This window comes from Delftia sp. NA_296.1, from assembly GCF_052692095.1.
Map to the genome: position 1 here is coordinate 69,440 of NZ_JBQZGF010000015.1, position 25,373 is coordinate 94,812.

The 25,373-nt window shown below is 70.1% G+C and carries 24 protein-coding genes; 8 read left to right on the top strand and 16 right to left on the bottom strand.

Features of this window, described 5'->3' with window-relative positions; genetic code table 11:
- Positions 1-6: 6 nt before the first annotated feature.
- From ACUTR7_RS27360 to ACUTR7_RS27375, 4 genes are all read right to left on the bottom strand, one after another.
- A complete protein-coding gene (locus ACUTR7_RS27360) occupies positions 7-144 on the bottom strand; it encodes a hypothetical protein (RefSeq protein ID WP_445610266.1) in 138 nt (45 codons plus the stop codon).
- Entirely contained in the window at positions 134-682 is a 549-nt protein-coding gene (locus ACUTR7_RS27365; RefSeq protein WP_445610267.1) for a GTP-binding protein, read from the bottom strand. Before ACUTR7_RS27365 ends, ACUTR7_RS27360 begins: the two co-directional genes overlap by 11 nt.
- Entirely contained in the window at positions 675-1,334 is a 660-nt protein-coding gene (locus ACUTR7_RS27370) for a hypothetical protein (protein WP_445610268.1), read from the bottom strand. Before ACUTR7_RS27370 ends, ACUTR7_RS27365 begins: the two co-directional genes overlap by 8 nt.
- A 454-nt stretch (positions 1,335-1,788) precedes the next feature.
- The gene (locus ACUTR7_RS27375) at positions 1,789-2,709 is read right to left on the bottom strand and encodes a LysR family transcriptional regulator (protein ID WP_034366405.1); all 921 of its coding nucleotides are present in this window, start codon (positions 2,707-2,709) and stop codon (positions 1,789-1,791) included.
- Positions 2,710-2,862: 153 nt separating this feature from the next.
- On the opposite strand from ACUTR7_RS27375, the gene ACUTR7_RS27380 reads away from it, so the two are divergent.
- Complete coding sequence (locus ACUTR7_RS27380; protein WP_065347108.1) at positions 2,863-3,870, top strand: Bug family tripartite tricarboxylate transporter substrate binding protein; 1,008 nt, start codon at positions 2,863-2,865, stop codon at positions 3,868-3,870.
- A gap of 18 nt (positions 3,871-3,888) precedes the next feature.
- Complete coding sequence (locus ACUTR7_RS27385) at positions 3,889-5,490, top strand: gamma-glutamyltransferase family protein (RefSeq protein WP_088165747.1); 1,602 nt, start codon at positions 3,889-3,891, stop codon at positions 5,488-5,490.
- A gap of 22 nt (positions 5,491-5,512) precedes the next feature.
- Here the strand turns inward: ACUTR7_RS27385 and ACUTR7_RS27390 are convergent, their stop codons facing one another.
- Genes ACUTR7_RS27390 through ACUTR7_RS27415 form a run of 6 tightly spaced genes read right to left on the bottom strand, consistent with a single transcriptional unit; the run spans position 5,513 to position 11,586 of the window.
- The gene (locus ACUTR7_RS27390; protein ID WP_445610269.1) at positions 5,513-6,154 is read right to left on the bottom strand and encodes a nucleoside/nucleotide kinase family protein; all 642 of its coding nucleotides are present in this window, start codon (positions 6,152-6,154) and stop codon (positions 5,513-5,515) included.
- On the bottom strand, positions 6,151-7,020 hold the full coding sequence (locus ACUTR7_RS27395; protein WP_207444144.1) for a sugar phosphate isomerase/epimerase family protein: 870 nt from the start codon (positions 7,018-7,020) through the stop codon (positions 6,151-6,153). Before ACUTR7_RS27395 ends, ACUTR7_RS27390 begins: the two co-directional genes overlap by 4 nt.
- Positions 7,017-8,054 carry an ABC transporter permease gene (locus tag ACUTR7_RS27400; RefSeq protein ID WP_445610270.1) on the bottom strand — a complete coding sequence of 346 codons (1,038 nt, stop codon included), beginning with the start codon at positions 8,052-8,054 and terminating at the stop codon, positions 7,017-7,019. Before ACUTR7_RS27400 ends, ACUTR7_RS27395 begins: the two co-directional genes overlap by 4 nt.
- Complete coding sequence (locus tag ACUTR7_RS27405) at positions 8,051-9,091, bottom strand: ABC transporter permease (protein ID WP_445610271.1); 1,041 nt, start codon at positions 9,089-9,091, stop codon at positions 8,051-8,053. The genes ACUTR7_RS27400 and ACUTR7_RS27405 overlap by 4 nt, the downstream gene beginning before the upstream one ends.
- On the bottom strand, positions 9,084-10,583 hold the full coding sequence (locus ACUTR7_RS27410; protein WP_445610272.1) for a sugar ABC transporter ATP-binding protein: 1,500 nt from the start codon (positions 10,581-10,583) through the stop codon (positions 9,084-9,086). Before ACUTR7_RS27410 ends, ACUTR7_RS27405 begins: the two co-directional genes overlap by 8 nt.
- Positions 10,584-10,596: 13 nt before the next feature.
- The gene (locus ACUTR7_RS27415; protein ID WP_445610273.1) at positions 10,597-11,586 is read right to left on the bottom strand and encodes a substrate-binding domain-containing protein; all 990 of its coding nucleotides are present in this window, start codon (positions 11,584-11,586) and stop codon (positions 10,597-10,599) included.
- 177 nt (positions 11,587-11,763) lie between these two features.
- Between ACUTR7_RS27415 and ACUTR7_RS27420 the strand changes: the two genes are divergently transcribed.
- Complete coding sequence (locus ACUTR7_RS27420; protein WP_445610274.1) at positions 11,764-12,840, top strand: LacI family DNA-binding transcriptional regulator; 1,077 nt, start codon at positions 11,764-11,766, stop codon at positions 12,838-12,840.
- Between the two features lie 162 nt (positions 12,841-13,002).
- On the opposite strand, the gene ACUTR7_RS27425 is transcribed toward ACUTR7_RS27420, so the two are convergent.
- Positions 13,003-13,953: a LysR family transcriptional regulator gene (locus ACUTR7_RS27425; protein ID WP_445610275.1), complete on the bottom strand. Its 951-nt coding sequence runs from the start codon at positions 13,951-13,953 to the stop codon at positions 13,003-13,005.
- A 111-nt stretch (positions 13,954-14,064) separates the two neighbouring features.
- Between ACUTR7_RS27425 and ACUTR7_RS27430 the strand changes: the two genes are divergently transcribed.
- The 3 genes from ACUTR7_RS27430 (at position 14,065) to ACUTR7_RS27440 (ending at position 16,982) form a co-directional block, all read left to right on the top strand.
- Positions 14,065-15,294 (top strand): alpha-hydroxy acid oxidase, encoded by a 1,230-nt coding sequence (locus ACUTR7_RS27430; RefSeq protein WP_445610276.1) that lies wholly within the window; start codon positions 14,065-14,067, stop codon positions 15,292-15,294.
- Positions 15,295-15,345: 51 nt separating this feature from the next.
- Positions 15,346-16,332: a tripartite tricarboxylate transporter substrate binding protein BugE gene (locus tag ACUTR7_RS27435; protein ID WP_065347099.1), complete on the top strand. Its 987-nt coding sequence runs from the start codon at positions 15,346-15,348 to the stop codon at positions 16,330-16,332.
- Between the two features lie 146 nt (positions 16,333-16,478).
- Entirely contained in the window at positions 16,479-16,982 is a 504-nt protein-coding gene (locus tag ACUTR7_RS27440) for a carboxymuconolactone decarboxylase family protein (RefSeq protein ID WP_012202723.1), read from the top strand.
- A gap of 15 nt (positions 16,983-16,997) precedes the next feature.
- Here ACUTR7_RS27440 and ACUTR7_RS27445 read toward each other — a convergent pair whose 3' ends face one another.
- From ACUTR7_RS27445 to ACUTR7_RS27465, 5 genes are all read right to left on the bottom strand, one after another.
- Complete coding sequence (locus ACUTR7_RS27445; RefSeq protein ID WP_174549397.1) at positions 16,998-17,978, bottom strand: Bug family tripartite tricarboxylate transporter substrate binding protein; 981 nt, start codon at positions 17,976-17,978, stop codon at positions 16,998-17,000.
- Positions 17,979-18,020: 42 nt separating this feature from the next.
- Positions 18,021-19,223, bottom strand: coding sequence for a tricarballylate utilization 4Fe-4S protein TcuB (gene tcuB / locus ACUTR7_RS27450; protein WP_445610277.1), 1,203 nt, complete (start codon positions 19,221-19,223; stop codon positions 18,021-18,023).
- A 5-nt stretch (positions 19,224-19,228) separates the two neighbouring features.
- Positions 19,229-20,653 (bottom strand): FAD-dependent tricarballylate dehydrogenase TcuA, encoded by a 1,425-nt coding sequence (gene tcuA, locus ACUTR7_RS27455; RefSeq protein ID WP_071954075.1) that lies wholly within the window; start codon positions 20,651-20,653, stop codon positions 19,229-19,231.
- Between the two features lie 87 nt (positions 20,654-20,740).
- On the bottom strand, positions 20,741-21,703 hold the full coding sequence (locus ACUTR7_RS27460; protein ID WP_012202727.1) for a LysR substrate-binding domain-containing protein: 963 nt from the start codon (positions 21,701-21,703) through the stop codon (positions 20,741-20,743).
- 87 nt (positions 21,704-21,790) lie between these two features.
- A complete protein-coding gene (locus ACUTR7_RS27465; RefSeq protein WP_016449568.1) occupies positions 21,791-22,597 on the bottom strand; it encodes an IclR family transcriptional regulator in 807 nt (268 codons plus the stop codon).
- Positions 22,598-22,750: 153 nt separating this feature from the next.
- Between ACUTR7_RS27465 and ACUTR7_RS27470 the strand changes: the two genes are divergently transcribed.
- Both ACUTR7_RS27470 and ACUTR7_RS27475 read left to right on the top strand, forming a co-directional pair.
- Positions 22,751-23,788, top strand: coding sequence for a tripartite tricarboxylate transporter substrate binding protein (locus ACUTR7_RS27470; RefSeq protein ID WP_016449569.1), 1,038 nt, complete (start codon positions 22,751-22,753; stop codon positions 23,786-23,788).
- 56 nt (positions 23,789-23,844) lie between these two features.
- A complete protein-coding gene (locus ACUTR7_RS27475; protein ID WP_180318338.1) occupies positions 23,845-25,344 on the top strand; it encodes a class I adenylate-forming enzyme family protein in 1,500 nt (499 codons plus the stop codon).
- The last annotated feature ends 29 nt before the right edge of the window (positions 25,345-25,373 follow it).

Here is a 25,373-nt window from a genome sequence, read left to right on the forward strand (position 1 = left end):
TGTTGTTCAGACCACCAGCGCATTCTCCACGTCCTGCACCTTGCGGCGCGCCAGCGCGAGATTGGCCTTGGCCTTGTCGAGCACCAGGTAGAGGAACAGTCCCTCGCGGTGGGCGCGCGCCTTCAGGGCGGGGTCATTCTGCATGGGGGCTGTCCTGCGACAGGGCTTCGATCTGCAGCAGCAGCAACTCGATCAGTGCCACCACCTGCGCGGGCTCGCGCACATCGGCCGGCACCACCGGGCACAGCAGGCCACGCGACTGCAGGTGCAGGGCAAATCCTTCGAGGTCGGGCCGACCATGCCGGTCCATGCGGCACACGGCCACCACGCAGGCCGTGGTGAGCAGCGTGGCGGACAGGGCATTGATGTAGGTATCCAGGTCGCCCAGTGGGTCGGGCCGGCTGTTGTCGATCAGCAGGATCACCCCCAGCGCGCCGTGCGAGAGGATGTTCCACATGAAGTCGAAGCGCTCCTGGCCCGGCGTGCCGTACAGGTACAGCTTTTCGCCGTTGTCCAGGGTGAGTTCTCCGTAGTCCATGCCGGCGGTGGACAGGGCCTTGTCCACTGCCGCATCGGTGTTGCGCACGTCGGTGCTTACCGGCGCGATCTCGCTGACGGCGCGTATGGCGGTGGTCTTGCCCGCGCCCGCGGTTCCGCAAATCAGGATCTTCAGTTCACTCATGCACGGAGGCTCTCGTCAATTGGGCAAGCCGCTGGCGGATGCGGTCGAGAATGCCCTGGGCGGGACCCGGGGCAGCGCTGCTGCGGGGTGCCGTGGCGGTCCAGCGCAGCAGGCCGATGGCGTCGAGGCGGTTCAGGAAGGCCGCGCAGATCTCCGGCGCAAGGCCCGAGCGCCGGCACAGCGCCTGCAAGGTGGTCGGCCGGCCCGTCATCAACGTGGCCAGGCGCATGTGGTGCGCGCTTGTCAGCAGCCGCTGGGGGGGCCAGCGCAGCAGCTGCACCAGCATGTCGGCCGCCGCTGCCGGGTGGGGTGCCGCCACCATGCTTTGCCCGGACGCCGTCTGGCGCACGGCCAGGGCGCGCAGGCCCATGGCATTGAGGCAGTCCTCCACCGCGTCGGCGCGCAGGGGCAGGCTCAGGTAGTCCCCCGTAGGGCGGGTGCTTTGGGGCTGGCGGCCCACGCGCAGCGTCGCCCGGCTGGACGGCGGCTCGTGCACGCCGTCATGCAGTACCACCAGGTCGGCCGAGGATTCCGTCCATTCCCAGCGGTGCTGCGTGCGGTGGTCCACCAGCCGCACGAAGGAGCGGAACAGCCTGGCGTCGCGGTCATCGAGGCCGCGCAGCGTGAAAGTGAGAGTGGGACGCTCATCCATGCCGCATTGCCTTCAGCAATTGCAACCGCAGCCGCAACCGCAATTGCAGTTGCCGTGCCTGCAGGCTCCGGCCTGCCTGTTTCCTTGTGCCCATCACGTTGCCGTTTCCTGTCCTGAATGCGCCGCACGGCAAAGCAAGCCGCGCATGCCAATGATTTCAAAGGAGATGCGGGGCGCATCATAGGAAGCGCTTGGAGCGGGACCGGGCAGTTCGCCAGCGTGATTCGGAATCGTCCGATATGTATCCGGATCAGTCCTATCGCATTGCTTTCCTGCAGCGAGACTTCAGACTCTTTGAGCGGTTTTTTGGTCGCTTCCGGATTTTCGGAGCCATGGCGGCGCTGAAAAACAGGAGTTATCTGGTTGTTGTAACCAAGACCTTGGAATGCATTGCAAATTCAGCAGGCTTGCCGTGTTTTGTGTCTGGGCGTTCCATGCCAGGGCGCCAGGTGGATTACCAGGAGGTTGGCAGCCTGAGCTGCAGCATTTCCAGGAAGGACTGCGCCGCATGCGGCAGCGTGCGGCCGGCCAGGGTCTGCACCTCGATGTCGCGCAGGTCCATGCCCCGGTCGCTGAGCGCCACGGCCACCAGTGCGCCTGTGGCCACCATGTGGCGCGCGGCGATCTCGCTGGCCACGGCCACGGCGGCGCCCTGGGCTGCAAAGTTCAGCAGGGTCTTGCCGTGGTTGCTCTCCATCACCGGCATCAGCATCAGGCCCTGGCGGCTGCAGGCCGCGTCCAGCAGCTGGCGCACGGCAGTATCGGCCGGTGTGAGTGCCAGGGGGTGGCGCACCAACTGGGCCAGCGACAGGCGGCGCGCCTGGGCCAAGGCATGGCCGGGTGCGACCAGGGCGACCAGGGGCGCCGCCACGCGGCAGGCCACGGCAATGCCTTTTTCAGGTGCGCGGCTGAAGCACAGGCCGATGTCGGCCGTGCCGCTGCGCACGGCCTCTGGCACGGCAGGCGTGGGCAGCACCATCACCTCGAAGACGATGCCGGCATGCGCGCGCTGGAACGCTGCGCACAGGCGCGGCAGGAACTCGTTGGCAAAGGCGTCGGAGCTTGCGATGCGCACGCGGCCGCTGCGCAGCCCCTGCAGGGCCTCGATCTCGCCCAGCGCGCGCTCGGCATCCAGGCCGGCGCGGCGCACATGGTCGGCCAGGATCTCCCCGGCTGCATTGAGCACCATGCCGCGCGGGTGGCGCTCGAACAGCGGCGTGCCCAGCAGCCCCTCCAGTGCGGCGATCTGGCGGCTGATGGCCGAGGCCGCCACATGCAGCCGCGCCGAGGCCTCGGTCAGCGATCCGCATTGCGCCACTTCGTGGAAGTAGCGCAGCGCGGTGTCCTGCAAAAGAAGGTGGCGGGCGTCGGGCATGTCGCCCCGATTGTCATCAATTTGCCGCAGAGGCAACGCAGGTTTGCAAATTTGCTGATGGCGGCAAAGGGGCGAGGGTTCTACGATGGCCTGTTGCGGCGTTGCTGGGGAGCAGCGGCTGCAGCCGTCCAACCCCTGTCCAGGAGTGTGCCCATGAAGGCATTGCCCAGCGTTTTACTTCCACGCCGCGCCATCGTGGCTGCAGCCTGTGCCCTGGCTGGCGCCATCGCCCTGCCCGCCGTGGCACAGGGCCAGGCGTCCTGGCCCTCGCACCCGGTGCGCCTGGTCGTGCCCTTTCCAGCCAGCGGCGCCACCGACCTCGTGGCGCGCGTGGTGGCGCAGCGCATGTCCCAGGACCTGGGCCAGCAACTGGTCATCGACAACCGCCCCGGCGCGGGCGGCACCATCGGCACGGGCGAGGCCGCCAAGGCCTCGCCGGACGGCTACACGCTGCTGTTCACCACCAGCAGCACGCATGCCATTTCGCCGCACCTGATGACCCGTCTGGCCTACAAGGCCGACAAGGATTTCACGCCCATTGCCGAGATCGGTGGCGCGGCCAGCATCCTGCTGGTCACGCCCTCGCTGCCCGTGCGCAACGTGCAGGAGCTGATCGCCTATGCCAAGGCCCATCCTGGCGCCCTCAACTACGCCAGCAGCGGCAATGGCACCATCGTCCACCTGAACGCTGCGGCCTTCGCGGCGCGCGCGGGCCTGCAGCTGACCCATGTGCCCTACAAGGGCACGGCCCAGTCCATCACCGACCTGGCCGCTGGCCAGGTGCACCTGCTGTTCGACTCCATTCCCACCGGCATGCCCCATGTGGCCAGCGGCCGCCTGCGCGCCCTGGCCGTGACCGGCGACAAGCGCAGCGCGCTGGCGCCCGACCTGCCCACGGTGGCCGAGTCCGGCCTGCCTGGCTATTCTTCGGTCACCTGGTTCGGCGTCTATGGCCCGGCCGGCATGAAGCCCGAGCTGGTGGCGCGGATCAATCAGGCCTTCAACAAGGCCATCCAGAATCCCGAGGTGGTGGCCAGCCTGGCCAAGCAGGGCGTGGAGGCCGCATCGCCCCGCACGCCCGCGCAGTTCGCTGCCATGGTGCAGGCCGACAGCGTCCGCTGGGCGCAGGTCATCAAAGACAACAAAATCACCCTTGACTAACCTTTTCCCCATCGAGACATGACAAGCACCATCAAGGACTGGACACTTCCCTACGCCTCGCACCGCTCTTCGGTGCTGGGCCGCAACATGGTCTCCACCTCGCAGCCGCTGGCCGCGCAGGCCGGCCTGTCCATGCTGCTGGCCGGCGGCAATGCCGTGGATGCGGCCATTGCCACGGCCATGGCGCTGACCGTGGTCGAGCCCACGGGCTGCGGCCTGGGCAGCGATGCCTTCTGCATCCTGTGGGATGGCAAGGAATTGCACGGCCTCAATGCCTCGGGCCGCTCGCCCGAAGCCTGGACGCCCGAGTACTTCGCCGCGCTGGGCGGCATCCCCGAGAAGGGCTGGAACGCCGTCACCGTGCCCGGCGCCGTCTCGGCCTGGGTGGAGCTGTCGCGCCGCTTCGGCAAGCTGCCGTTCGAGCAACTGGCCCAGCCCGCCATCCGCTATGCGCGCGACGGCTTTGCGGTCTCGCCCACCATCGCCACGCTGTGGGCGCTGGGCGGAGCCAAGCTCGGCGACCAGCCCGGTTTTGCCGAATGCTTCCTGCCCGATGGCAAGGCCCCCAAGGCGGGCGAGGTCTTCCGCAGCGAAGCCCATGCGCGCACGCTGGAGGAGATCGCCGCCACCAAGGGCGAGTCCTTCTACCGTGGCGCACTGGCGCGCTCGATGGCCGAGCACGCCAAGGCCTGCGGCGGCGCCATGACCGAGGCCGACCTGGCCGCTCACCAGGCCGACTGGGTCGGCACGGTGTCGCAGACCTTTGGCGACTCGGTGATCCACGAGATCCCGCCCAACGGCCAGGGCATTGCCGCGCTGATGGCGCTGGGCATGCTGGACGCACTGGGCGTGGGCGCCGAGCCGCTGGACGGCGTGGAGTCCGTGCACCTGCAGGTCGAGGCCATGAAGCTGGCCCTGGCCGACCTGCACGAATACAACGCCGACGGCGACCACATGCGCGTCGAATCCGCCCATCTGCTGGACGCCGGCTACCTGCGCGAACGCGCGGCGCTCATTGACCGCGAGCGCGCCAGCGCGCCCACCTACGGCGCACCCCGCCCCGGCGGCACCGTCTACCTGGCGGCGGCCGATGCCAGCGGCATGATGGTCTCGTTCATCCAGTCCAACTACATGGGCTTCGGCTCGGGCGTGGTCGTGCCGGGCACCGGCATCAGCCTGCAAAACCGCGGCCACGGCTTCACCACGCAAGCCGGCCATGCCAACGAGGTCGCGCCGCGCAAGCGCCCCTCGCACACCATCATCCCGGCCTTTGCGATGAACGCCGACGGCACGCCCCAGATGGCCTTCGGCGTCATGGGCGGCCCCATGCAGAGCCAGGGCCACCTGCAGATGGCCCTGCGTGTGCTGCGCTACGGCCAGAACCCCCAGGCCGCCGCCGACGCACCGCGCTGGCGCGTGACGGGCGGCAAGGGCGTGGCCGTGGAGCCGGCCTTCGACGCCGAGGTTGTCGCCGCCCTGCGCGCACGCGGCCACGAAGTCACTATCGAGGAAGGCCATGGCGTCTTCGCCTTCGGCGGCGCACAACTGGTTCTGCGCGACGGCGACCACTACATCGGCGGATCGGACCCGCGCAAGGACGGGGGCGTAGTGGCGTTCTGAGCGGGGGCTGTGTTCTGCAGCCTCACCCCCAGCGCAACACCCAATCCGCCCGCCCCCGCGTTGCCGCAATGCGGCGCGCATTGGGCTCGTCCACCTGCGCCACCCAGTCGCGTGCGGCCTGGGGGCTGCGGCCGTGGAGTTCGTGGCGGCGGGTCAGGCGTTCGATGCGAAGGCGGTCGTCCATGTCCACGTACCAGACCTCGTCCAGCAGCGCGCGCACGGCATGCCAGTGCGTGCCTGGCGCATCCTGTTCATCCATCAGCAGGTAATTGCCTTCGGTGATGACCAGGGGCACGCCGGGCGCGATGGCGATGGCGCCTGCAATGGGCTCCTCGACGGAGCGCCGGAATTCGGGGGCGTAGACCGTTTCACCGGCCACGGGCGTGTGCAGGCGGCGCAGCAGCGCCACGTAGCCGGCCGAGTCGAAGGTGTCGGGCGCGCCCTTGCGCTGCGCGCGGCCCAGGCGCTGCAGCGCGGACTGCGCTAGGTGGAAGCCGTCCATGGGCACGGCCGCCGCCAGCGGGCCCAGCGCCTGCAGCAGGGCGGCGCAGGCCGTGCTCTTGCCTGCGCCGGGCGGGCCAGCCAGGCCCAACAGGCGGCGGGGGCCGGAGCGTGCCAGCGCAAGCGCACGCGCCAGGGCTTCGGGCGGCAGGATGGCCGTCATGCGCGTGCCTGCTGCGCGCTGGCCAGCCCGTCTGCCATGAAGCCGCGTGCGTGCAGGGCCAGGTCCATGCCGTCTTCCCACATGGGGCGCCAGATGGCCAGCGCGTTCGACAGCTGCTCGTTGACGATGGCGGACGAGAAACTCTCGAAGGTGACGGTGCCCTGGTAGCCGATCTGCGCGAGCGCACCGAAGAACTGCGCGAAGTCGATGTGGCCCGCACCCAGGTAGCCGCGGTGGTTCTCGCCGATGTGCACATAGCCCAGCCGCTGTCCGCAGGCCAGCACGGGCGCGGCGAGGTCCGCCTCCTCGATGTTCATGTGGTAGGTGTCCAGGTGCACGCAGACATGGGGCTGGCCGACTTCGTCGATGAACTCCAGCGCCTGCGTGGCCGTGTTCAGCAGATTGCTTTCGTAGCGGTTGACCACCTCCAGGCCCAGCGTGACGCCGCGCTCGCCCGCGAAGTCGGCAATGCGCCGCACGGCCTCGATCGCGTTGCGCCGGCCTTGCGGCGTGCAGGGGTGCCCGTATTTCGCCATGGCGCCGTAGAGGATGCCGCCGAAATAGCGTCCGCCCAGGCGCGCCGTGATGTCCACGCCCTCTTGCAGCAGCGCCAGGCCGCGCGCGACCACGGCGGGGTCTTCGCTGGAGACATCGGCCTCGAAGGTCAGCCCGCGCGAGCAGCCCACGCCCAGGCCATGCTCCTGCAGCAGGTCACGCGTGAGCGCCAGGTCCATGAGCCGGGGGCCGTGCAGGGACAGCTCGACCAGGTCGTAACCGGCCTGGCGCGTCTGCTCGATCACATGGCGGGTGGAGGCCGGCGACAGGTCGCCGGCCCAGACGAGGGCGTGGATGCCGAGGGGGTTCATAGGGGCTCCGGGTGGACACTGCGAGAGCGTGAAGGGGAAGGTTCGGCGGGTGCCCGGGCACGGCCCCGCCAGCGCGCCAGCAGGTGGCGCGCCGCCACGGCGGCGATCATGGTGGCGCCCCACAGGGCCTGCGTGAGCTGGGCATTGGCGCCCAGCAGGTTCACCCCGCTGGACAGCACCTGCAGGATGAGCAGGGCGACGAACAGCCCCGACACCCGGCCGAAGCCGCCCATGGGATCGGTGCCGCCCAGGATGGCCGCAAGCACCGTGACCAGCAGGTAGGACTGGGCGTAGCCCGCGCTGGCCGAGTTGAAGCGCGCCATCATCAGCACGGCCGCGATCCAGCACAGCAGCGTGGACAGGGTGTAGACGCCGATCAGCACGCGGCGCGTATCGATGCCCGCATGGCGCGTGGCCTCGGCATTGGAGCCGACCATGCGGATGGCCAGCCCGTGGCGTGTGCTGCCCAGGTACAGGCCCACCAGCAGGCACACGGCCGCGAAGATCCAGAACGGCAGCGGCAGGCCCAGCCACTGGGCGGAGCCCAGGGCCTGGAAGGTCTCGGGAAAGCCTGCAATGGGCTTGCCGCGCGTGAGCCAGACGCACAGGCCGTTGATCAGCGACATGGTGCCCAGCGTGACGAGGATGGGATGGGCGTTGACGCGCGCCACCAGCCAGCCGCTGGCCAGTCCCACCAGCAGGCTGGCGAGGGCGCCCACGGTCAGTGCCGCGGCGATGAGCAGGCCCTCATGGCCCGACAGGTCCAGGCCCAGCGCCGACAGGCCTCCCACCAGCACCCAGGCCATGGCCAGGCCCGCCATGTTGGCGCTGGCGACCACGGCCAGGTTGATGCCGCCACTGACCAGCGGCAGCATCTGCGCCAGTGCCAGCAGGCCCAGTTCCGGGATTTGCAGCAGCACCGATTGCAGCGTGCCCAGGGTGGCGAAGCTGCCGGGCAGCAGCAGCGTGAACACGGCGCACAGCAGCGCCAGCAGCGCGATCAGGCCCAGCGGCGCGCCAGTGCTGCGGTTCATGGCGCGGCCCCCGCCAAAGGCGCTGCAGGAGTGGCGTCAGCGCTGCGCTGCTGGTTGCGTCGCTGCGTGCGCCGCAGTCCCGTTGCGGCGGCGCAGGCCAGCACCACGGCGCCCAGCAGCACCTGAAAGAAATACGGCGACACGCCCAGCAGGTTCAGCCCGTTGCGCAGCACGGCCAGCAGCAGCACGCCCATCAGCACGCCGCCCACGCTGCCCGTGCCGCCGAACAGGCTGGCGCCGCCCAGCACGGCGGCCGCGAGCACGAACAGCTCCGTGCCGACCAGGGCGTTGGGCACCGACTCGCCCACGCGGTGCGCCTGCACCAGGCCTGCGATGGCCGCCATCATGCCGAGCCAGCCATAGGCCACGCCTTGTATGGCGCCCAGCCCGATGCCCATGCGGTGCGCGGCCTCGGGGTTGCCGCCGAAGGCGTACAGGCGCCGCCCCAGCGCGCTGCGGCCCAGCAGCAGCGCGGTCAGCAGGGCGGCCGCAGCGGCCACGGCGATGGGCAGGGTCAGGCGCACGGGGTCTGCGCTGTCGGTGCCCGCGAAGCGGGCCAGCACCACGGAATCGCTCCACCACGACGGCAGGTCGTAGATGGACCGGCCGCCCGTGCCATGCATCAGCAGCGCGAAGTACAGGTTCAGCGTGGAGATGGTGATGATGATGGAGGTGGCGCGCAGGCGGTGGATGAGCAGGGCGTTGAATGCGCCCAGCGCCAGTCCCGTGGCCAGGCCCAGCGCGATGCTGGCCGCCGGTGCCCAGCCCAGGCGTGTGGCCGCGAGGGCCGCAAGGTACTGCGCCACCGTGGCCGTGGCGGCAAAGGAGATGTCGATGCCGCCCGCGACCAGCACCACCAGCAGGCCCACGGCCATGATGGCGGTGACCGATGCGCCCTCGGCCAGGTCCATCCAGTTGCCCAGCGTCCAGAAGCCCGGCGCCAGGGCGCCGAACAGCAGGGCCATGGCGGCAATGGCCAGGCCGAGCCGGGCCACGGGGTGTTGCAGCAGCGCGTGTGCGTGTGCGTGTTCAGGCATGGACGGCCTCCTCGATCTGGCTTTCGGAATGCACCCCCGGCACGAACTCGCCGGCGATGCGCCCGCCGCGCATGTGCAGCACGCGGTCGCAGTGGGCATGGACCTCGGCCACCTCGTCCGAGATGACGATCACCGCCATGCCCTGTGCGGCGAGCCCGTGCACGATCTCGAAGATGCCCTGCCGGTTGCCGATGTCCACGCCCACGGTGGGCGAGTCGAGGATCAGCAGGCGTGGCGCGGTCGCCAGCCAGCGGGCCAGCACCACGCGCTGGGCATTGCCGCCGGACAGCTGGTGCACGGGCGCGTCCAGCGCGGGCAGGCGCATGTGCAGGTGGTCGCTCCACTGGGCTGCGGTGGCGGCGCGGCGGCTGGCAGGCAGCCAGCCCAGCGGGCCGGACAGGCGCGGCAGCATGGCCAGCACCAGGTTGTCCTGCACGGACTGGCGCAGGTTCAGGCCGATGGACTGGCGGTCCTCGGGCACATAGGCAATGCCCGCCGCCATGGCATCGCGGTTGCTGCGCAGCACCAGCGTGCGGCCGCCCAGGCGGATGCTGCCGCGGTCGGGCCGGCGCATGCCGAACAGGCCCAGGGCCAGCTCGGTGCGGCCCGCGCCCAGCAGCCCGGTCAGGCCCAGGATCTCGCCCTCGCGCACATCGAAGCTCACGTCCTCGTAGTCGCCGTCGCGGCCCAGGCCGCGCACTTCCAGCAGCGCGGGCGCGGCGGACATGTCGCGCGCATGCAGTCGCTCATCCACTTCCTGCCCGGTCATCAGCGTGGCCAGTTGCCGGCCCGACAGTTGCGCGGCGGGCCAGGTGCCCAGCTTGCGCCCGTCGCGCAGCACGGTGACGCGGTCGGCGATCTCCATGACCTCGTCCAGCTTGTGGCTCACGAAGACGATGGCCATGCCATCGGCCTGGAGCCGGCGCACCACGGCCAGCAGTGCATCGACCTCGGCGCGCGTGAGCGAGGCCGTGGGCTCATCCATGAACAGCAGCCTGGCCCGGGCCGCCATGCCCCGGCAGATGGCCACAAGCTGGCGGCCCGCAATGGGCAGGTCGCCCACCCGCGCATCCAGCGGCAGCGCAATGCCCAGGCGCCGCATCACGGCCTGGGCCGCCTCGCGCTGGCGCCTGCGGCGCACGGGCGCCCACCAGCGGCCCATGGCCTGGTCGAAGGCAATGTTCTCGGCCACGCTCAGATTGGGAAACAGCGACAGGTCCTGGTAGATCACCTGAATGCCCAGGGACTTGGCCAGCGCCGGGTCCAGCCGCTGCACCGTCTGTCCGCCGATGTCGATGCGCGCGCCCGGCTGCGGCGCGTGCACGCCGCTGAGCACCTTGATCGCCGTGCTCTTGCCGCTGCCGTTGCTGCCCATCAGGCAGTGCACCTCGCCGGGCATCACGTCCCAGTCCAGCGCATGCAGCGCGGTGGCGTCGCCAAAGCGCACGGTGACCGCCTGCATGCGGACCAGTGCCGTTGTGGTGGCATCCATGGCAGCGCGCGGCTCACAGGCCCAGGCCGACCAGCCGGTCTATGGTCTGCCGGTTGATCGGCTCCAGCCTCTGGCCCTGGATGTTGCGGCGCTCGCGGTCCACCTGGACCTTGCCCAGGCCCGGTATCTCCATGCCGTCCGTGGGCTCGCGGCCGTCGATCAGCATCTTGCCCACGTGCACGATCACCTCGCCGGCCAGCGCGGGGTTCCAGATGAAGCCCTCGCGGATCACGCCGTCGCGCACCAGCTTCGCCCCCTGGCCCGGCGAGAACGAGCCCACCACGGCAATGCGCTCGGCTTTGCGCGCATCGGCCACCGCGCGGCCAGCGCCAATGGGGCCCTGGCTGCCGAAGGCCAGAAAGCCCTTGAGGTCGGGATGGGCGCGCATCAGGTCCTGGGCGCTGCGGTAGGAGTCGTCCAGGCTCTCGGCCACGCCGAAGCGCTCGGACACCAGCTGCATCTTCGGCCACTGCTTTTTCTGGTGGGCGATGGCCGCATCGGCCCAGGCGTTGTGCAGCGGCACGGTCAGCGAGCCCACGAAGACCACGTACTTGCCCTCGCCACCCATGGCCTTGCCCAGGCTGTCCATGTGGCGCTCGCCAAATCCCGCGACGCTGCTCAGCTCGATGTTCCAGTCGGCGCCCTTCTGGTCGGGCGACTCGTGCGTGAGCACCCTGATGCCCGCGCTGCGCGCACGCCGGAACACGGGCTCCAGCGCCCTGGCATCGTTGGGCACCACGGCGATGACCTTGCTGCGGCGCGCGATCAGGTCCTCGACCGCGCGCACCTGCTGGGCCGCATCGGCCTCGGTGGGGCCGACCATGCCGCTGGAGATGCCCAGCTCGCGGCCCGCCTTGCGGATGCCGGTCTCCATGGCGTTGAACCACGGAATGCCCCCGACCTTGGCCACCACCGACACATCCTCGGCGCTGGCCGCGCCTGCCAGCACCGCCAGGGTGCAGGCCAGCAGTGCCCTCGAGAACCGGCTGAATCCATGGAACATGGCGCTCCTCCCTGTGTTTTGCACAATCGATTGCGCAAACTATAGACAGATGGACTTCCATTGCCGATGCGGGATTTCCCGGGCCGCTGCTGCGTGCCGGTGCCGGTCCGCCCGAATCGCTGCCGCAGCGGCTACGATGGCCGCCGAGCGCTCCCGTCCCAACCCCTGCAGAGCACCGTGAACCGCCCCCGAACCTCCACCATCTACGACCTGGCCGAACTGGCCGGCACCTCGGCCTCGACGGTCAGCGCCATCCTCAACGGCAGCTGGCAGTCGCGGCGCATCAGCGAGGAGACCGCGCGCCGCGTGCAGCAGCTCGCCCAGGAACACAGCTTTGCCGTGAACCGCCAGGCCAGTGGCCTGCGCCGCCAGCGCTCGGGGCTGATCGGCATGGTGATTCCCACGCACGAGGACCGATTCTTCGGCGCGCTGTCCCAGGCCTTCGAGCGCATGGCCCATGGGCGCGGCCTGTGCCCGCTGGTGGTCAGCACGCTGCGCGACGGCGCGCTGGAGGTGGAGACCGTGCGCTCGCTGATCGCCTTTCGCGTGGAGCACCTCATCGTCACAGGCGCCACCCGGCCCGACGCCATCAGCGCCGAATGCCGCAAGGCCGGCGTGCGCCATGTCAACGTGGATCTGCCCGGGAAAAAGGCGCCCTCCGTCACCAGCGACAACCGCTGGGGTGCGGCCGAACTCACGCGCCTGCTGCTGGCGCGCTCCAGGCCACCGGCAGGTGCGCCGCAGGACGCCATCTGCTTTCTGGGTGGCGTCCGCAAGGAGTACGCCACCGAGCAGCGCCTGGCCGGCTTTCGCGAAGCCCTGGCGCCTCACACGCCGGTGGCGGACGAGCACATCGTCTGCTGCGGCTACGACCCCGAAGCGGCCCGCCTTGCCATGGCAGCGCTCTACCAGCGCCTGGGCGGCCTGCCGCGCGCGCTGCTGTTCTCATCGGGCATCACGCTGCAGGGCGCCATCCGCTTCCTGCGCGCACTGCCCGATGCGGAACTGGCGCAATGCAGCTTTGGCAGCTACGACTGGGATCCCTATGCCGAATGCCTGCGCTTTCCGGTGCACATGGTGCGCCAGAACGTCGAAGGCCTGATGGCCGAGGCCTTCCGCGCCATCGACGGCGAAGGCCTGCGCGCGGGGCAGGTTGTGCAGGTGCGGCCGCAGTTGGTGGAGTGGGGGGAGGTGAGTCGCTTTGTGGGAGGCGCTTGCCGGGAGCCCGATGGAAGACCAACTCCATGGTGTTGATCAACATCGCTTGATTAGGAATGAGTTCGACGAGCCTCAAGCCCCGCTTTGAGAACGATCCTGCTTCTCAGCGCTTGCGCCGACCGCTTATGTCGTCCCCGACGACACGTCAATGAAACATGTTCTCATTTCATCGAAATGAAGACATATGTGCGGCTCACGTCACTTGCGACGCCATGAATGGGTATGTCGCTGAATCTGTATTTCACCCACCAACCCCGGCATCACCGTGAAATCCACCTGCGCCTGCGCCAGTTGCTGCATGGCCGGGATCAGGGCGCGGGCGTCGCCGCGCCGCCATTGGAAGGCGTAGTGCAGGGGGGCCAGGGCGGCCTTGGGATGGGCGCCCCCGACGGCGCGCAGGCCCAGGGCGGCGATCCAGCCGGTGGGCAGGAAGCCCACGCCCAGGCCGGCGCGCAGCATGCCGGCCACGGCGCCCCAGCTGTTGCACAGGATGCGCTCGCGCACGCTGGCGCCCTGGGCGAGCAGCCAGTCGTCCAGCAGGCGCGTGGTGCCGGCCTGCGGGGGCAGGGTGACCAGCGCATGGCGCTGCAGCAGTGCCGTGGCGCCCAGGCGGCCCGCGCCTGCCAGGCCGGGGGCCACGGCCCAGGCAAAGCGCGCGGCGCCCACGGGGCGGGACAGCAGGCTGCTGCGCGAGGAGCGGCCCGCGATGACGGCAAAGTCCAGCTCGCCGTCGTCCAGGCGCTGCTCCAGCACGCCGCCCACGTCCACATGGGGCTCCAGCACCAGTTGCGGATGGGCCTGGCGCACGGCGGCCACGAAGGCCGGCAGCCAGGTCAGCGCCGACAGGTCGCCCACGCCGAAGCGGCAATGGCCGGCCAGTGCCTCGCGCGTGTCCAGGGCCTGGCCCAGCGCGGCCATGGCGTTGAGCACCTCCAGCGCGGCGGGCAGCAGGCGCTGGCCGGCATCGGTGAGCACGGCGCGGTGGCCGCTGCGGTCGAACAGCGGCTGGCCCAGCGCGGACTCCAGTTCCGTGATGCGCTTGGACAGCGAGGACACGGACAGGTGCACGCGCTGCGCGGCCGTGGCGAAGTTGCTGCAGGTGGCGGCCCACCAGAAGGCTTCGAGCTGCTTGACCGAGGGTGTGGACATGGGTTTGTCATTGGCAAAAAGCGAACAAGTACATTCTAAATAATCCACTTTCATTCAATGGATGCGCGGCCTACAGTGGCGCCGGTTCCTGAACATTCCGAGGTCCGCACCATGGCCACCATCGCTTCCTCCTCTGCCTCCACGCCTTCGGCATCCGCCCTGCCGGCGCCGCGCGCCCCGGCCGTGCTGCGCCGCATGCTGTCGCTGCATGATTTCGAGGAGGCCGCGCGCCGCAGGCTGCCCCGGCCCATCTTCGGCTACATCGCCGGGGCGGCAGAGGACAACGCCTCGCTGCGCGACAACCGCGAGGTGTTCGGCGAATGGGGCCTGACCACGCGCGTGCTGGCCGATGTGTCGCAGCGCTCGCAGGCCGTGGAGCTGTTCGGCGAGCGCTATGCCAGCCCCTTCGGCATTGCGCCCATGGGCATCAATGCTCTGTCCACCTACCGGGGTGATCTGGTACTGGCCCGCGCGGCCCAGCGCGCGGGCATTGTGTCGGTGATGAGCGGCACTTCGCTGATCCCCATGGAGGAGGTGGCGCGCGAGAGCCCGGCCACCTGGTTCCAGGCCTATATCCCCGGGGACCAGGCCCGCATCGACGCGCTGATCGACCGCGTGGAGCGCGCAGGCTTTCGCACCCTGGTGGTGACGGTGGACATACCGATCTCCGCCAACCGAGAGAACAACATCCGCACCGGCTTTTCCACGCCGCTCAAGCCCAGCCTGCGCCTGGCCTGGGACGGCATGGTGCGCCCGGGCTGGGTGGCGGGCACCTTCCTGCGCACGCTGCTGCGCCACGGCATGCCGCATTTCGAGAACTCGTTTGCCACGCGCGGCGCGCCCATCATGTCGTCCAGCGTGATGCGCGACTTTTCGGCACGCGACCACCTGAGCTGGCGCCATATCGAGGCCATCCGCCGCCGCTGGAAGGGGCCGCTGGTCATCAAGGGCGTGCTCAGCGTGGAGGACGCGCTGCAGGCGCGGCGCGTGGGGGCCGACGGCATCGTGCTGTCCAACCATGGCGGGCGGCAGCTCGACGGCGCGGTGTCGGCCATGCGCATTCTTGAGGACGTGGTGGCGGCTGTGGGGCCGGACTATCCGGTGCTGATCGACGGGGGCTTTCGGCGCGGCTCCGATGTGCTCAAGGCCGTGGCGCTGGGCGCGCGCATGGTGCTGGTGGGCCGGCCCTTCAACTATGCCGCCGCTGTGGGCGGCGAGGCCGGCGTGCTGCACGCCATCGGCCTGCTGCGCGACGAGGTGGACCGCAACCTGGCCATGCTGGGCGCCTCCTCCTGCGGCGCGCTGGATCGCTCGCACATCGTGCGCCGCGCATCGGCCTGACAGAAACCTCCACCGTCCGTTCAAAACACAGCCATTCCCAGGAGACATTCCATGAACCACTTCACTTCACGCCGCAGCCTGTGCGCCCTGCTGCTGGCCGCTGGTGCCGCACCGGGCGCCATGGCGGCCGATGCCGGCGCCTATCCCACGCGCCCGGTGCGCCTGATCGTGCCGTTTGCGGCCGGCGGCACCACCGACATCGTGGCGCGCGCGATTGCGCCGCGCATGGCAGAGGCCCTGGGCCAGCCGCTGGTGGTGGACAACAAGGGCGGCGGCGGAGGCGCCATCGGCGCGCACGAGGCCGCGCGCGCCCAGCCCGACGGCTACACGCTGGGCGTGGCCACCGTGTCCACCACGGCCACCAATCCGGCCATCAACCCGCGCCTGCCCTACAACCCGCTCACCGATTTCACGCCCATCACCAACATTGCGGCCACGCCCAATGTGCTGGCCGTGCATCCGGGCTTCAAGGCGCAGAGCTTTGCGGCCTTCGTGGAGGAGGTGAAGAAGAACCCCGGCAAGCATGCCTACGGCACGGCGGGCACGGGCTCCATAGGCCACATGCTGATGGAGCTGATGTCCAGCCGCTCGGGGCTGTCGCTCACGCATGTGCCCTACCGGGGATCGGGCCCCGCGCTCAACGATGCGGTGGCGGGCCAGGTGCCCATCGTCTTCGACAACCTGCCCTCGGCCCTGCCCTTCATCAAGGCGGGCCGGCTCACCGCGCTGGCGGTGGCCGCGCCCGAGCGCCTGGCCCAGCTGCCCCAGGTGCCCACCTTCAAGGAACTGGGGCTGGAGCCTGTGAACCGCAGCGCCTTCTATGGCATCTACGGCCCCAAGGGGCTGTCGCCCGAGATCGTGGCGCGCCTGCATGCGGCCGCCCAGCGCGCGCTGGCCAGCCCCGAGGTGCGCCGCCAGATCGAGGACACGGGCTCGCGCGTGATCGGCAACCGCCCCGAGGAGTTCGCGCGCGAGATCGCTGCCGAGAACGCCCTGTACCGCAAGATCGCCACGGAGCGGCGCATCGTGGCGGATTGAGGGGCAGCCGGGGCGGGAATAGGCGATGGGGCCGGGGCTGCGAAAAAATTTTTGCCAACGCTGTCACAACGCGCACGCCCCGTGCGTCTTGAAGGTATGGGCCAGCCATTCCGGCCGGCTGCTACATCCCTCAAGGAGTGTTTTCCATGACCGCTTCGTCTTCCGCTGCCACCGGCGCCCGTCCTCTTGCCGCCCCCACGCCGCGCCTGAACTTCCAGGCCGTCGCCCCCGAGCTGTACAAGGCCCAGGCCGGCATCAACGCGCTGCTCAACCAGTCCAGCCTGGGCATCCAGCTGCTGGAGCTGGTGTTCCTGCGTGTCTCGCAGATCAACGGCTGCGCCTTCTGCGTGGACATGCACACGCGCGAACTGCTGTCCCGGGGCGAGGACCTGCAGCGCATCAACAGCATCGTCACCTGGCCCGAGGTGGATTTCTACGACGGGCGCGAGCGCGCCGCCCTGAACTGGGCCGAGCGCTGCACGCGCCTGAGCCAGGCCCATCCCGAGCAGCAGGACTTCGAGGCGCTGCGCCCGCATTTCAGCGAGCGCGAGATGGTGGAGCTGACCTATGCCATCGGCAGCATCAATGTCTGGAACCGCCTGTGCGCGGGCTTTGCAGCGCCCGTGGCACGCAAGCCGATCAAGCTCTGAACGCCTGCAAGCCGCTCACTCCGCGGAGAGCTTTCGCTCCTTCACCAGCCTGCCCCACTGCTCGTATTCCTTCTTCATGAAGGCTGCGAACTCGGCGCGCGTGGTGGGCTGGGGGGTGAGGCCGTGCTTGTTCAGCGCCTCCTTGACGCCGGGGTCATTGAGTACCTTGACGATCTCGGTGTTCCAGCGGTCCAGCATCGGCTTGGGCGTCTTGCCCGGTGCCACGAAGGCATACCAGTTCAGTGCCTCGAAGCCGGGATAGCCGGCTTCGGCCACCGTGGGGATGTCGGGCATGTACGCCGGGCGTGTCAGCCCCGTGGTGGCCAGCGGGATCAGCTTGCCGGCCTCGATGTGGGGCAGGGCCGTGGGCGGCGCGGCGAAGTAGCTGGTCACGCGCTCGCCCAGCAGGTCCTGCAGCGCGGGCGCGCCGCCCTTGTAGGGCACATGCACCATGTCGATGCCCGCGCGCTGGTTGAACAGCTCGCCTGCCAGGTGGGAGGCCGAGCCCGCGCCCGTCGAGGCGTAGTCCACCGTGCCCGGGTTCTTCTTGGCCTTGGCCACGAACTCGGCCAGGGTCTTCACGCCCGCGCCCTTGTGCACCACCAGCACGTTGGGAAAGTTCACGCCGCCCGAGATGGGCGCCAGGTCCTTGAAGGGGTCGTAGGGCAGCTTCATCAGGTGCGGCGCAATGGTCAACGGCCCCACCGAGCCGAACAGCAGCACCGAGCCGTCGGCCGCCGCATTGGCCACCTGCTGGTGGGCGATGTTGCCGCCCGCGCCGCCCTTGTTCTCCACCACCACGCTCTGGCCGATGTTCTCGCCCAGCTTCTTGGCGATCAGGCGCGCGGCCGCATCTGCGGCGCCGCCGGCGGCGAAGCCCACGACCAGGGACACGGGCTTTTTGGGAGGAAAGTCCTGGGCCTGCGCACTGGCGGCCAGTGCGAGCAGGGAGGCGGCCAGGGCGCTGGCGTGCAGGAAGTTGCGCTTGTTCATCATGGGGTTGTCTCCGTCATTGGCTGGGAATCGGGGCGGATGCGGCTAGTCGGCGCCCAGACCGATGGGGCTGGGCTGGCGCTTTTCGGTGTTGTGGCGCAGCAGGGATGCCGTGCGGAACACGCCGTGCGCGAACTTGCCGTAGGGCAGGGTGGCGAACAGGGCGATCACCGTGCCCAGGTGCAGGCACAGCAGCAGGGCCAGCGCCGGCGTTCCGCGGCCCAGCCACAGCGCCATGCCGCTGGCCGCGACCAGGAACAGCAGGGCGATGAAGCCCAGGTCCATGGGTTTCTGGCGCGCATCGCCATGCAGTGGGTGGCGCCTGCGGTTCAGGTGCCACAGGCCTGCGGTGCCCAGCATGAGGCTGGTGCCGCCCACGGCGCCCAGCAGCTTGGGCAGGCTGGGGAATTCGTAGGGCGCGGCCCAGCCGAACACGTAGTGGTAGACCGTGGCCAGCGCCGTGGCCGCAAAGCACAGCATGAATCCGTAGAAGGTCAGGTGGTGAAAGCGCCTGCGGCTCAGGGTGTAGGCATCGTCGTCGTTGTGGCAGCCCTCGCCGTGGCCGCCGTCCAGGTATTTGAGGCGCAGCACGTCGTGCGCGGCCTCGGCCGCCGCTGGCGTGCCCACGTCCACGCCGCCGGTGGCGGGCTTGACGTCCTTCCAGAAGCGGCGCACGCCCATGGCCAGCGCCAGCACCACGAACAGGAACACGGGCGCGAAGATGCCCACCAGCAGGTTGTGCGGGAACAGGTTGTAGAAGTTGGCGCCCAGGTCGGCGCCCCACAGCCGGCCCAGGCCGCCCTGCAGGGCCACGGCCAGCACCAGGAACAGCGACAGGCCTGCGGCCAGGGCCAGCGACAGCGTGAGCCCGTTCCTCTGGTACAGGCGCCCCAGGGCGGGCGGCCAGGCGTAGTCGGCATAGGTCTGGCCGCGCACCTCGGCCATGGCCTTGGGGATGTTGATGGCGAACTCGTGCGGCGGCGCGTACTGGCAGGCATGCAGGCAGGCGCCGCAGTTGTGGCACAGGTTGGCCAGGTAGTGCACATCGGCCTTGCCGAACTCCAGGCGCCGCGTCATGGCCGGGAAGACCGCGCAAAAGCCTTCGCAGTAGCGGCAGGCGTTGCAGATCTGCAGGGCACGCGCCACCTCGCCTTCGGCGGCCGTTTCGGTGGAGACCGGCAGGATGGGGATGACCCGGCCGGCGGCCAGGTCCTGGGCTTCTTGTGCCAGGGCGTTCAGGGTCTGCATCTCGGTCAAGCCTTCTCTGTCACTGCGCCGCGCACGGCGGGGTGGCCCGTGGCGGCCAGGGCTGCGTTGCGGCCCGCGATGCGGCCGAAGGCCGTGCCGATCGACATGCCCACGCCGGCCGTATAGCCCTTGCCCAGCACGTTGCCGGCCATCATTTCGCCGGCCACGAACAGGCTGGTGCTGGGCTGGCCGGCAAAGCGCACGGCCGCCGTGTCGTCGGTCTCCAGGCCCAGGTAGGTGAAGGTCACGCCGGGGCGCAGCTGGTAGCCGTAGAAGGGCGCCGTGTCGATGGGGCGGGCCCAGTGGGTCTTGGCGGGCGCCAGGCCCTCGGTATGGCAGTCGTCCAGCGCCGTGTGGTCGAAGTGGCCGACGCGGCAGGCGCCGTTGTAGGCATCCAGGGTCTGCATGAAGCGTTCCTCGTCCAGGCCCAGCTTGCGTGCCAGCTCGGGCAGGGAGTCGGCGCGCACGCCCGGGAAGACCGGCGGCATGAAGCGGCCAATGGCCTTGGCGTCGATGACGGACCAGGCGGTCTGGCCCGGCTGCTGGGCCACCAGGCGGCCCCAGATGGCATAGCGCTTGGGCCAGAAGTCCTCGCCCTCGTCGTAGAAGCGCTCGGCCTCGCGGTTGACCACCACGCCCAGCGAGACGCAGTCGATGCGCGTGCAGATGCCGCCGTCGTACAGCGGCGCGCGCGCATCGATGGCCACCATGTGGGCCTGGGTGGGATCGCCGATGCGGTCGGCGCCATGGTCTTCGAGCAGGTGGCGCAGCAGCACGCCGCGGTTGAAGGCCGTGCCGCGGATCAGGAAGTTGTCGGATGGCCATTCGCCGCGTGCGTTCTGCCCCCAGGCCTCGCGCAGCCACTCGCGGTTGGACTCGAAGCCGCCCGCCGCCAGCACGCAGGTCTTTGCGGTGATGCGCTGCTCGCCCACCCAGGCGGCCTTGAACTCGCCGCCCTCGATCTCCAGCCGGTCCACGGGCGACGCGTAGCGCACCTGCACGCCCAGCCTTTCGGCGCTGCGGTAGTAGGCATTGACCAGGGCCTTGCCCCCGCCCATGAAGAAGGCATTGGTGCGCGCCACGTGCAGGGCGCCCGACAGCGGCGGCTGGAAATGCACGCCGTGGCGGCGCATCCAGTCGCGGCAGGTGGAGGAGGCGCGGATCACCATGCGCGCCAGGTGCTCGTTGGTGATGCCGCCCGTGACCTTGAGCAGGTCCTGCCAGAACTCCTCTTCGGGGTAGGCCTCGACCAGCACGTCCTGGGGCGCGTCGTGCATGCAGCGCAGGTTGCGCGTGTGGCCGGAATTGCCGCCGCGCCAGTCGCGCGGCGCCGCCTCCAGCAGCAGCACGCTGCGGCCTGCCTCGCGCGCCATCAGGGCCGCGCACAGGGCGGCATTGCCGCCGCCTATGACCAGGACATCGGGGTCCATGGAGTTCTCCTTGCATTCGCCATCGTGGGGATTGCGAATGTAGGGAGAACGCCGCGCGGCGGGCAGGGGCCCGCCGGCATGGGGGTATCAGTCTTCGTGATGGATGAGGGCCGTGCCGGCCCAGGCGCCGCCGCGCAGCAGCTGGCGCACGCAGTCGATCAGCACCACGCGCGCGGCCAGGGCGGCGGGCGACAGCTCATCCTCGGACAGGCTGCACAGCAGGTTGGTGCGCAGGGCATCTTTGTCCGTGATACGCGACCACTCGAAGCGCTGCGCGGCATCGGCATAGCGGCCCATGGAGGCCCAGGGCTGCACCGTGCTGCCCAGGCCCGCATCCACGGCCGCCATGACCATGGACAGCGAGTCCACCTCCAGCACCAGATGCGGCGTGAAGCGCGCCTGCGAGAAGGCCGTGTCCAGCGTGCTGCGCAGGCCGTGCAGGCCCGTGGGCAGGATCAGCGATTCGCCGGCCAGGTCGGCCAGCGCCATCTGCGGCGGCAGCGGCTCGGGGTGGTGGCCGCGCGCGCGGATCAGGAACAGCTCCTCCTCGATCAGCGGGTGCACCTGCCAGCGCCGCCCACCTGCGCGGGCCTGACCGCCGTGCAGGCGGGCGTCAAACAGCACGGCCATGTCCAGCGCGCGCGCATTGAGCATGTCGGTCAGGTGGCCGGACATGCCCTCCACCATGTGCAGGCGCACATCGGGGTAGCGCGCGCGCATGGCCTGCATCATGGGCAGGCCCAGCATGGCCGAGGTGGTGGGCGCCAGGCCCACGCTGACCGAGCCCGACAGCCGCGCCTGCTGCGCGCTGCGCACGGCCTGCTCGGCATGGCGCAGCGTGAGCTGGGCCTCGCGGAAGAAGGCCACGCCCGCCTCGGTGGGCACCACGCCGCGCGGCGTGCGCTGCAGCAGCCGGGTGGACAGCTCGCTTTCCAGGCGGCTGACCTGCTGGCTCAGCGCGGACTGGACCATGTCCAGGTCCAGGGCGGCGCGGCTCATGGAGCCCAGTTCGACGATGCGGACGAAGTAGCGGAGTTGTCTCAGTTCCATGGGGGCGGCGCTTGTGGATGGCAGCGGCGATTGTCGGTGCAGATCGTCGGTGCAGACCGGGCGGGCCGCCGCACCGGGGGCTTGGCCTCAGATGCCGCGCGGCAGCAGGGCCGCCAGGGCCTCGCCTATCGAGCGCGCAATCAGCTTCTGGCGCTCGCCGGGCATGCGCTCCAGCGTGGAGGCCACGCTGACGGCGGCCACGGGCTCGCCTTCGGCATTGCGCACCGCCATGCCCACGGCCAGCACGCCGCGCGTGGCGTGGTTGCCGATGACGGACCAGCCGCGCTGGCGCGTGGCCTTCACCAGCAGGGCCATGCGCTCGGGCGTCATGCCGCCGTACTGCTCCAGCACGGGCGCGTTGGCCGCCATCGCGGCCTGCACCTCGGCATCGGGCAGGGCGGCCAGCAGGGCCAGTCCCGCCGCTCCCACGCCCAGCGGCTGGCGCGTGCCCACCTGGATCACCAGGATCTGCACCGGATGCGTGCCCACATGGCGGGCGATGCAGTGCGATGCCGCGCCTTCGCGCACGATGGCAAAGGCCGCGTCCGCGCAGCCCGCGCTCACGCGCTCCAGCACGGGCTGCAGCCGCACGGCCATGTTGGGCTGGCCTGCGCTGGCGGCCGTGGCCGCCAGCCGGTGGCCGGCCGCATAGGCGAAGCGCCCCCTGTGCGCCACATAGCCGCTGTCCACCAGGGTGGACAGCAGGCGGTACACCGTGGCGCGCTCCAGCCCCGTGGCGCGGCACAGGTCCGCGACGCGCAGGCCCTCGCGGCCTGCGGCCAGCACGGCGTCCAGCACCTGCAGGCCACGGCGCAGGGTGCGGCTGCCGGCATCGTCGGCGGAGACTGGAATGTCCGCTGGCCGGACGTTTGGATTGGTGCTGCGCGAAGGCATGGAAAAGAATTTCCCGGTGATTGCAGGCAGGGCAGAAAAGGGCCTGCGTGCAGCGCGCAGTGTGCCGCAGGCCGTCGAAAGCCCACACAGGCAGACATAAGCGGACATAAGCAGACATAAGCAGACATCAGAACGATCACCTGGAGACAAGACATGACCACCCCTGCCCGTTTCAATCCGTGGGCGCGCCGGCGCCTGCTGGCCTGTTCCTTCACCTGCGCACTGGCCGGCATGGCCGCCGCGACCGTCGCGACCGTGGCGTTGGCGCCCGCGCCCGTGCTGGCGCAGCCGGCGGCCTGGCCGGCCCGGCCCGTGCGGCTCGTGGTGGGCTATGCGGCCGGTGGCGCCACCGACGTGATCGCACGCCTGGTGGCCGCCAGGATGGGCGAGCAGCTGGGCCAGAGCGTGGTGGTGGACAACCGCACGGGCGCCAACAGCAATGTGGGCGCCGAGGCCGTGGCGCGGGCGCCTGCGGACGGCTACACGCTGTATGTCTACACCATTGCCAACACCATCAATGCCTCGCTCTACCCCCGGCTCGGCTATGACCCGGTCAAGGACTTCGAGCCTATCGGCCTGATCGCCAAGATTCCCAACATCCTCGTGGTCAACCCGCGCCTGCCCATACAGAACGTGGCCGACTATGTGCGCCATGCCCGGCAGAGTGCGCAGGGCATCAGCTTCGCCTCGTCGGGCAGCGGCTCGTCGATCCACCTGTCGGGCGAGATGTTCCGGCAGCTGTCGGGCCTGCGCATGCTGCACGTGCCCTACCGGGGCAGCGCACCGGCCATCACCGACCTGCTGGGCGGGCAGGTGGATTCCATGTTCGACAACGCGCCCTCGGCCCTGCCCCATGTGCAGGCCGGCAAGCTGCGCGCGATCGCCATCACCAGCGCCCGGCGCTCGGCGCTGCTGCCCGATGTGCCCACGCTGGCGGAGTCGGGCTATGCGGGATTCGACGTGCAGTCGTGGTTCGGCCTGGCCGCCCCTGCGGGCACGCCGCCCGCCGTGATCGAGCGCCTGAACCATGCCCTGAACACCGCCCTGGCCGCACCCGAGCTGCGCCAGCGCCTGGGCGAGATGGCCGCCACGCCCGAGCCCGGCACCCCGGCGCAGATGCGCAGCTTTGCGGCGTCGGAGATCAAGCGCTGGCGCGAGGTGGTCAAGGCCTCGGGCGCCACCGCCCAGTAGTTCGACACACGTTCGGCAAAAGCTCAATACAACCGCCCCACAAGGAGACGACCCCCATGCAACCCATAGATTTTTTCTGGCGCGCGGCCGAGCGCTGGCCGCAGCGCATCGCCATCGACGCGCCGGGCGGCTGCATCCGCTATGACGCGCTGGCCCGCAAGGTGGCCGCGCTTGCGGCCGGCCTGCAGGCGCTAGAGCCCGCCGTGCAAAGCCGCGTGGGCATCTGCGCGGGCAACAGCGCAGACCATATCGCCGCCCTGCTGGCGGTGATGGCCAGCGGCAAGGTCTGGGTGCCGCTCAATCCCAAGAGCACGCAGTCCGAGGTGCGCCGCATCATCGATGCCACCGAGCCTTCCATCGTGCTGTGCGATGCCGGCGGCGCTGCACTGGTGCAAGGGGCGCCGGGCATCCACCTGGTGCTGGGCGAGGGCACGGCGGCGCTGGAGCAGGCGCAGACCGGCGCTTTGCCTGTGACACCCGACCTGCCCGCCGATGCCATCCAGGCCATCAAGTTCACGGGCGGCACCACGGGCCTGCCCAAGGGCGTGATGCAGCCCTGCCGCGCCTGGATGGCCGGCATTGCCAACCAGATCCAGGCCTGGGGGTTCGATGAGCATGACCGCTACGTCATGGCCGCGCCCATCACGCATGGCACGTCCACCTACCTGCTGCCCATCCTGGCGCAGGGCGGCTGCCATGTGCTGCTGGATGGTGCGGGTGCCGAGGCCGTGCGCAGCGCCTTTGCCCTGCGCGGCGGCACCGTGTGCTTCATGCCGCCCACCCTGATCTACATGCTGATGGCGCTGCCGGGCGCCAGCCGTGCGGACTTCCCCGGCCTGCGCCGCCTCATCTACGGCGGCGCCGCCATGCCGCCCGAGAAAATCCGCCAGGTGCGCGCCTTCTTCGGCCCCGTGCTGGCCACCACCTATGGCCAGACCGAGGCGCCGCAGATCCTCACGGCCATGCGGCCCGAGGACTTCGAGGACGAAGGCCTGTGGACCTCCGTGGGCCGGGCCACCTGGTTCAGCGACCTGGCCATCATGGCGCCCGACGGCCGCCTGCTGCCCCGGGGCGAGGTGGGCGAGGTCGTGGCGCGCGGCGATCTGCTGATGAGCGGCTACTGGCGCCTGCCCGGCAAGACCGCCGAGACCCTGGTGAACGGCTGGCTGCACACGGGGGACCGGGGCCTGATCGATGCGCAGGGCTACCTGCACCTCAAGGACCGCCTGAAGGACCTGGTCATCACGGGCGGCTTCAACGTCTATCCCGTGGATGTGGAAAACGCCCTGGGCCAGCATCCGGCCGTGCACGAGTGCGTGGTCTTCGGCATCCCCGACGACCATTGGGGCGAGGCCGTGCAGGCCGCCGTGCAATTGCGCGCCGAACTGCGCCCCGACCAGCGGCCGGACGAGGCCGAGCTGATCGCCTTCGTGCGCCAGCGCCTGGGTCCCGTGCAGACACCCAAGCGCATCCACTTTCACGCCAGCCTGCCGCGCTCGCCCGTGGGCAAGCTGCTCAAGACGGCCGTGCGCGAGCTTGCGCTGGCACCCCGCTGATCCCGCACACCATCACAAGGAAACCCTGG

What these genes read in the sequence shown, in the direction of transcription:
- ACUTR7_RS27390 (WP_445610269.1), bottom strand. Translation starts at nt 6,154, where the DNA reads ATGACGGCCATCCTGCCGCCCGAAGCCCTGGCGCGTGCGCTTGCGCTG.
- ACUTR7_RS27465 (WP_016449568.1), bottom strand. Translation starts at nt 22,597, where the DNA reads ATGCCTTCGCGCAGCACCAATCCAAACGTCCGGCCAGCGGACATTCCA.
- ACUTR7_RS27385 (WP_088165747.1), top strand. Translation starts at nt 3,889, where the DNA reads ATGACAAGCACCATCAAGGACTGGACACTTCCCTACGCCTCGCACCGC.
- ACUTR7_RS27460 (WP_012202727.1), bottom strand. Translation starts at nt 21,703, where the DNA reads ATGGAACTGAGACAACTCCGCTACTTCGTCCGCATCGTCGAACTGGGC.
- ACUTR7_RS27405 (WP_445610271.1), bottom strand. Translation starts at nt 9,091, where the DNA reads ATGCCTGAACACGCACACGCACACGCGCTGCTGCAACACCCCGTGGCC.
- ACUTR7_RS27435 (WP_065347099.1), top strand. Translation starts at nt 15,346, where the DNA reads ATGAACCACTTCACTTCACGCCGCAGCCTGTGCGCCCTGCTGCTGGCC.
- ACUTR7_RS27415 (WP_445610273.1), bottom strand. Translation starts at nt 11,586, where the DNA reads ATGTTCCATGGATTCAGCCGGTTCTCGAGGGCACTGCTGGCCTGCACC.
- ACUTR7_RS27470 (WP_016449569.1), top strand. Translation starts at nt 22,751, where the DNA reads ATGACCACCCCTGCCCGTTTCAATCCGTGGGCGCGCCGGCGCCTGCTG.
- tcuB (WP_445610277.1), bottom strand. Translation starts at nt 19,223, where the DNA reads ATGCAGACCCTGAACGCCCTGGCACAAGAAGCCCAGGACCTGGCCGCC.
- ACUTR7_RS27370 (WP_445610268.1), bottom strand. Translation starts at nt 1,334, where the DNA reads ATGGATGAGCGTCCCACTCTCACTTTCACGCTGCGCGGCCTCGATGAC.
- ACUTR7_RS27365 (WP_445610267.1), bottom strand. Translation starts at nt 682, where the DNA reads ATGAGTGAACTGAAGATCCTGATTTGCGGAACCGCGGGCGCGGGCAAG.
- ACUTR7_RS27375 (WP_034366405.1), bottom strand. Translation starts at nt 2,709, where the DNA reads ATGCCCGACGCCCGCCACCTTCTTTTGCAGGACACCGCGCTGCGCTAC.
- ACUTR7_RS27400 (WP_445610270.1), bottom strand. Translation starts at nt 8,054, where the DNA reads ATGAACCGCAGCACTGGCGCGCCGCTGGGCCTGATCGCGCTGCTGGCG.
- ACUTR7_RS27425 (WP_445610275.1), bottom strand. Translation starts at nt 13,953, where the DNA reads ATGTCCACACCCTCGGTCAAGCAGCTCGAAGCCTTCTGGTGGGCCGCC.
- ACUTR7_RS27410 (WP_445610272.1), bottom strand. Translation starts at nt 10,583, where the DNA reads ATGGATGCCACCACAACGGCACTGGTCCGCATGCAGGCGGTCACCGTG.
- ACUTR7_RS27475 (WP_180318338.1), top strand. Translation starts at nt 23,845, where the DNA reads ATGCAACCCATAGATTTTTTCTGGCGCGCGGCCGAGCGCTGGCCGCAG.
- ACUTR7_RS27440 (WP_012202723.1), top strand. Translation starts at nt 16,479, where the DNA reads ATGACCGCTTCGTCTTCCGCTGCCACCGGCGCCCGTCCTCTTGCCGCC.
- ACUTR7_RS27395 (WP_207444144.1), bottom strand. Translation starts at nt 7,020, where the DNA reads ATGAACCCCCTCGGCATCCACGCCCTCGTCTGGGCCGGCGACCTGTCG.
- ACUTR7_RS27380 (WP_065347108.1), top strand. Translation starts at nt 2,863, where the DNA reads ATGAAGGCATTGCCCAGCGTTTTACTTCCACGCCGCGCCATCGTGGCT.
- ACUTR7_RS27445 (WP_174549397.1), bottom strand. Translation starts at nt 17,978, where the DNA reads ATGATGAACAAGCGCAACTTCCTGCACGCCAGCGCCCTGGCCGCCTCC.
- tcuA (WP_071954075.1), bottom strand. Translation starts at nt 20,653, where the DNA reads ATGGACCCCGATGTCCTGGTCATAGGCGGCGGCAATGCCGCCCTGTGC.
- ACUTR7_RS27430 (WP_445610276.1), top strand. Translation starts at nt 14,065, where the DNA reads ATGGCCACCATCGCTTCCTCCTCTGCCTCCACGCCTTCGGCATCCGCC.
- ACUTR7_RS27360 (WP_445610266.1), bottom strand. Translation starts at nt 144, where the DNA reads ATGCAGAATGACCCCGCCCTGAAGGCGCGCGCCCACCGCGAGGGACTG.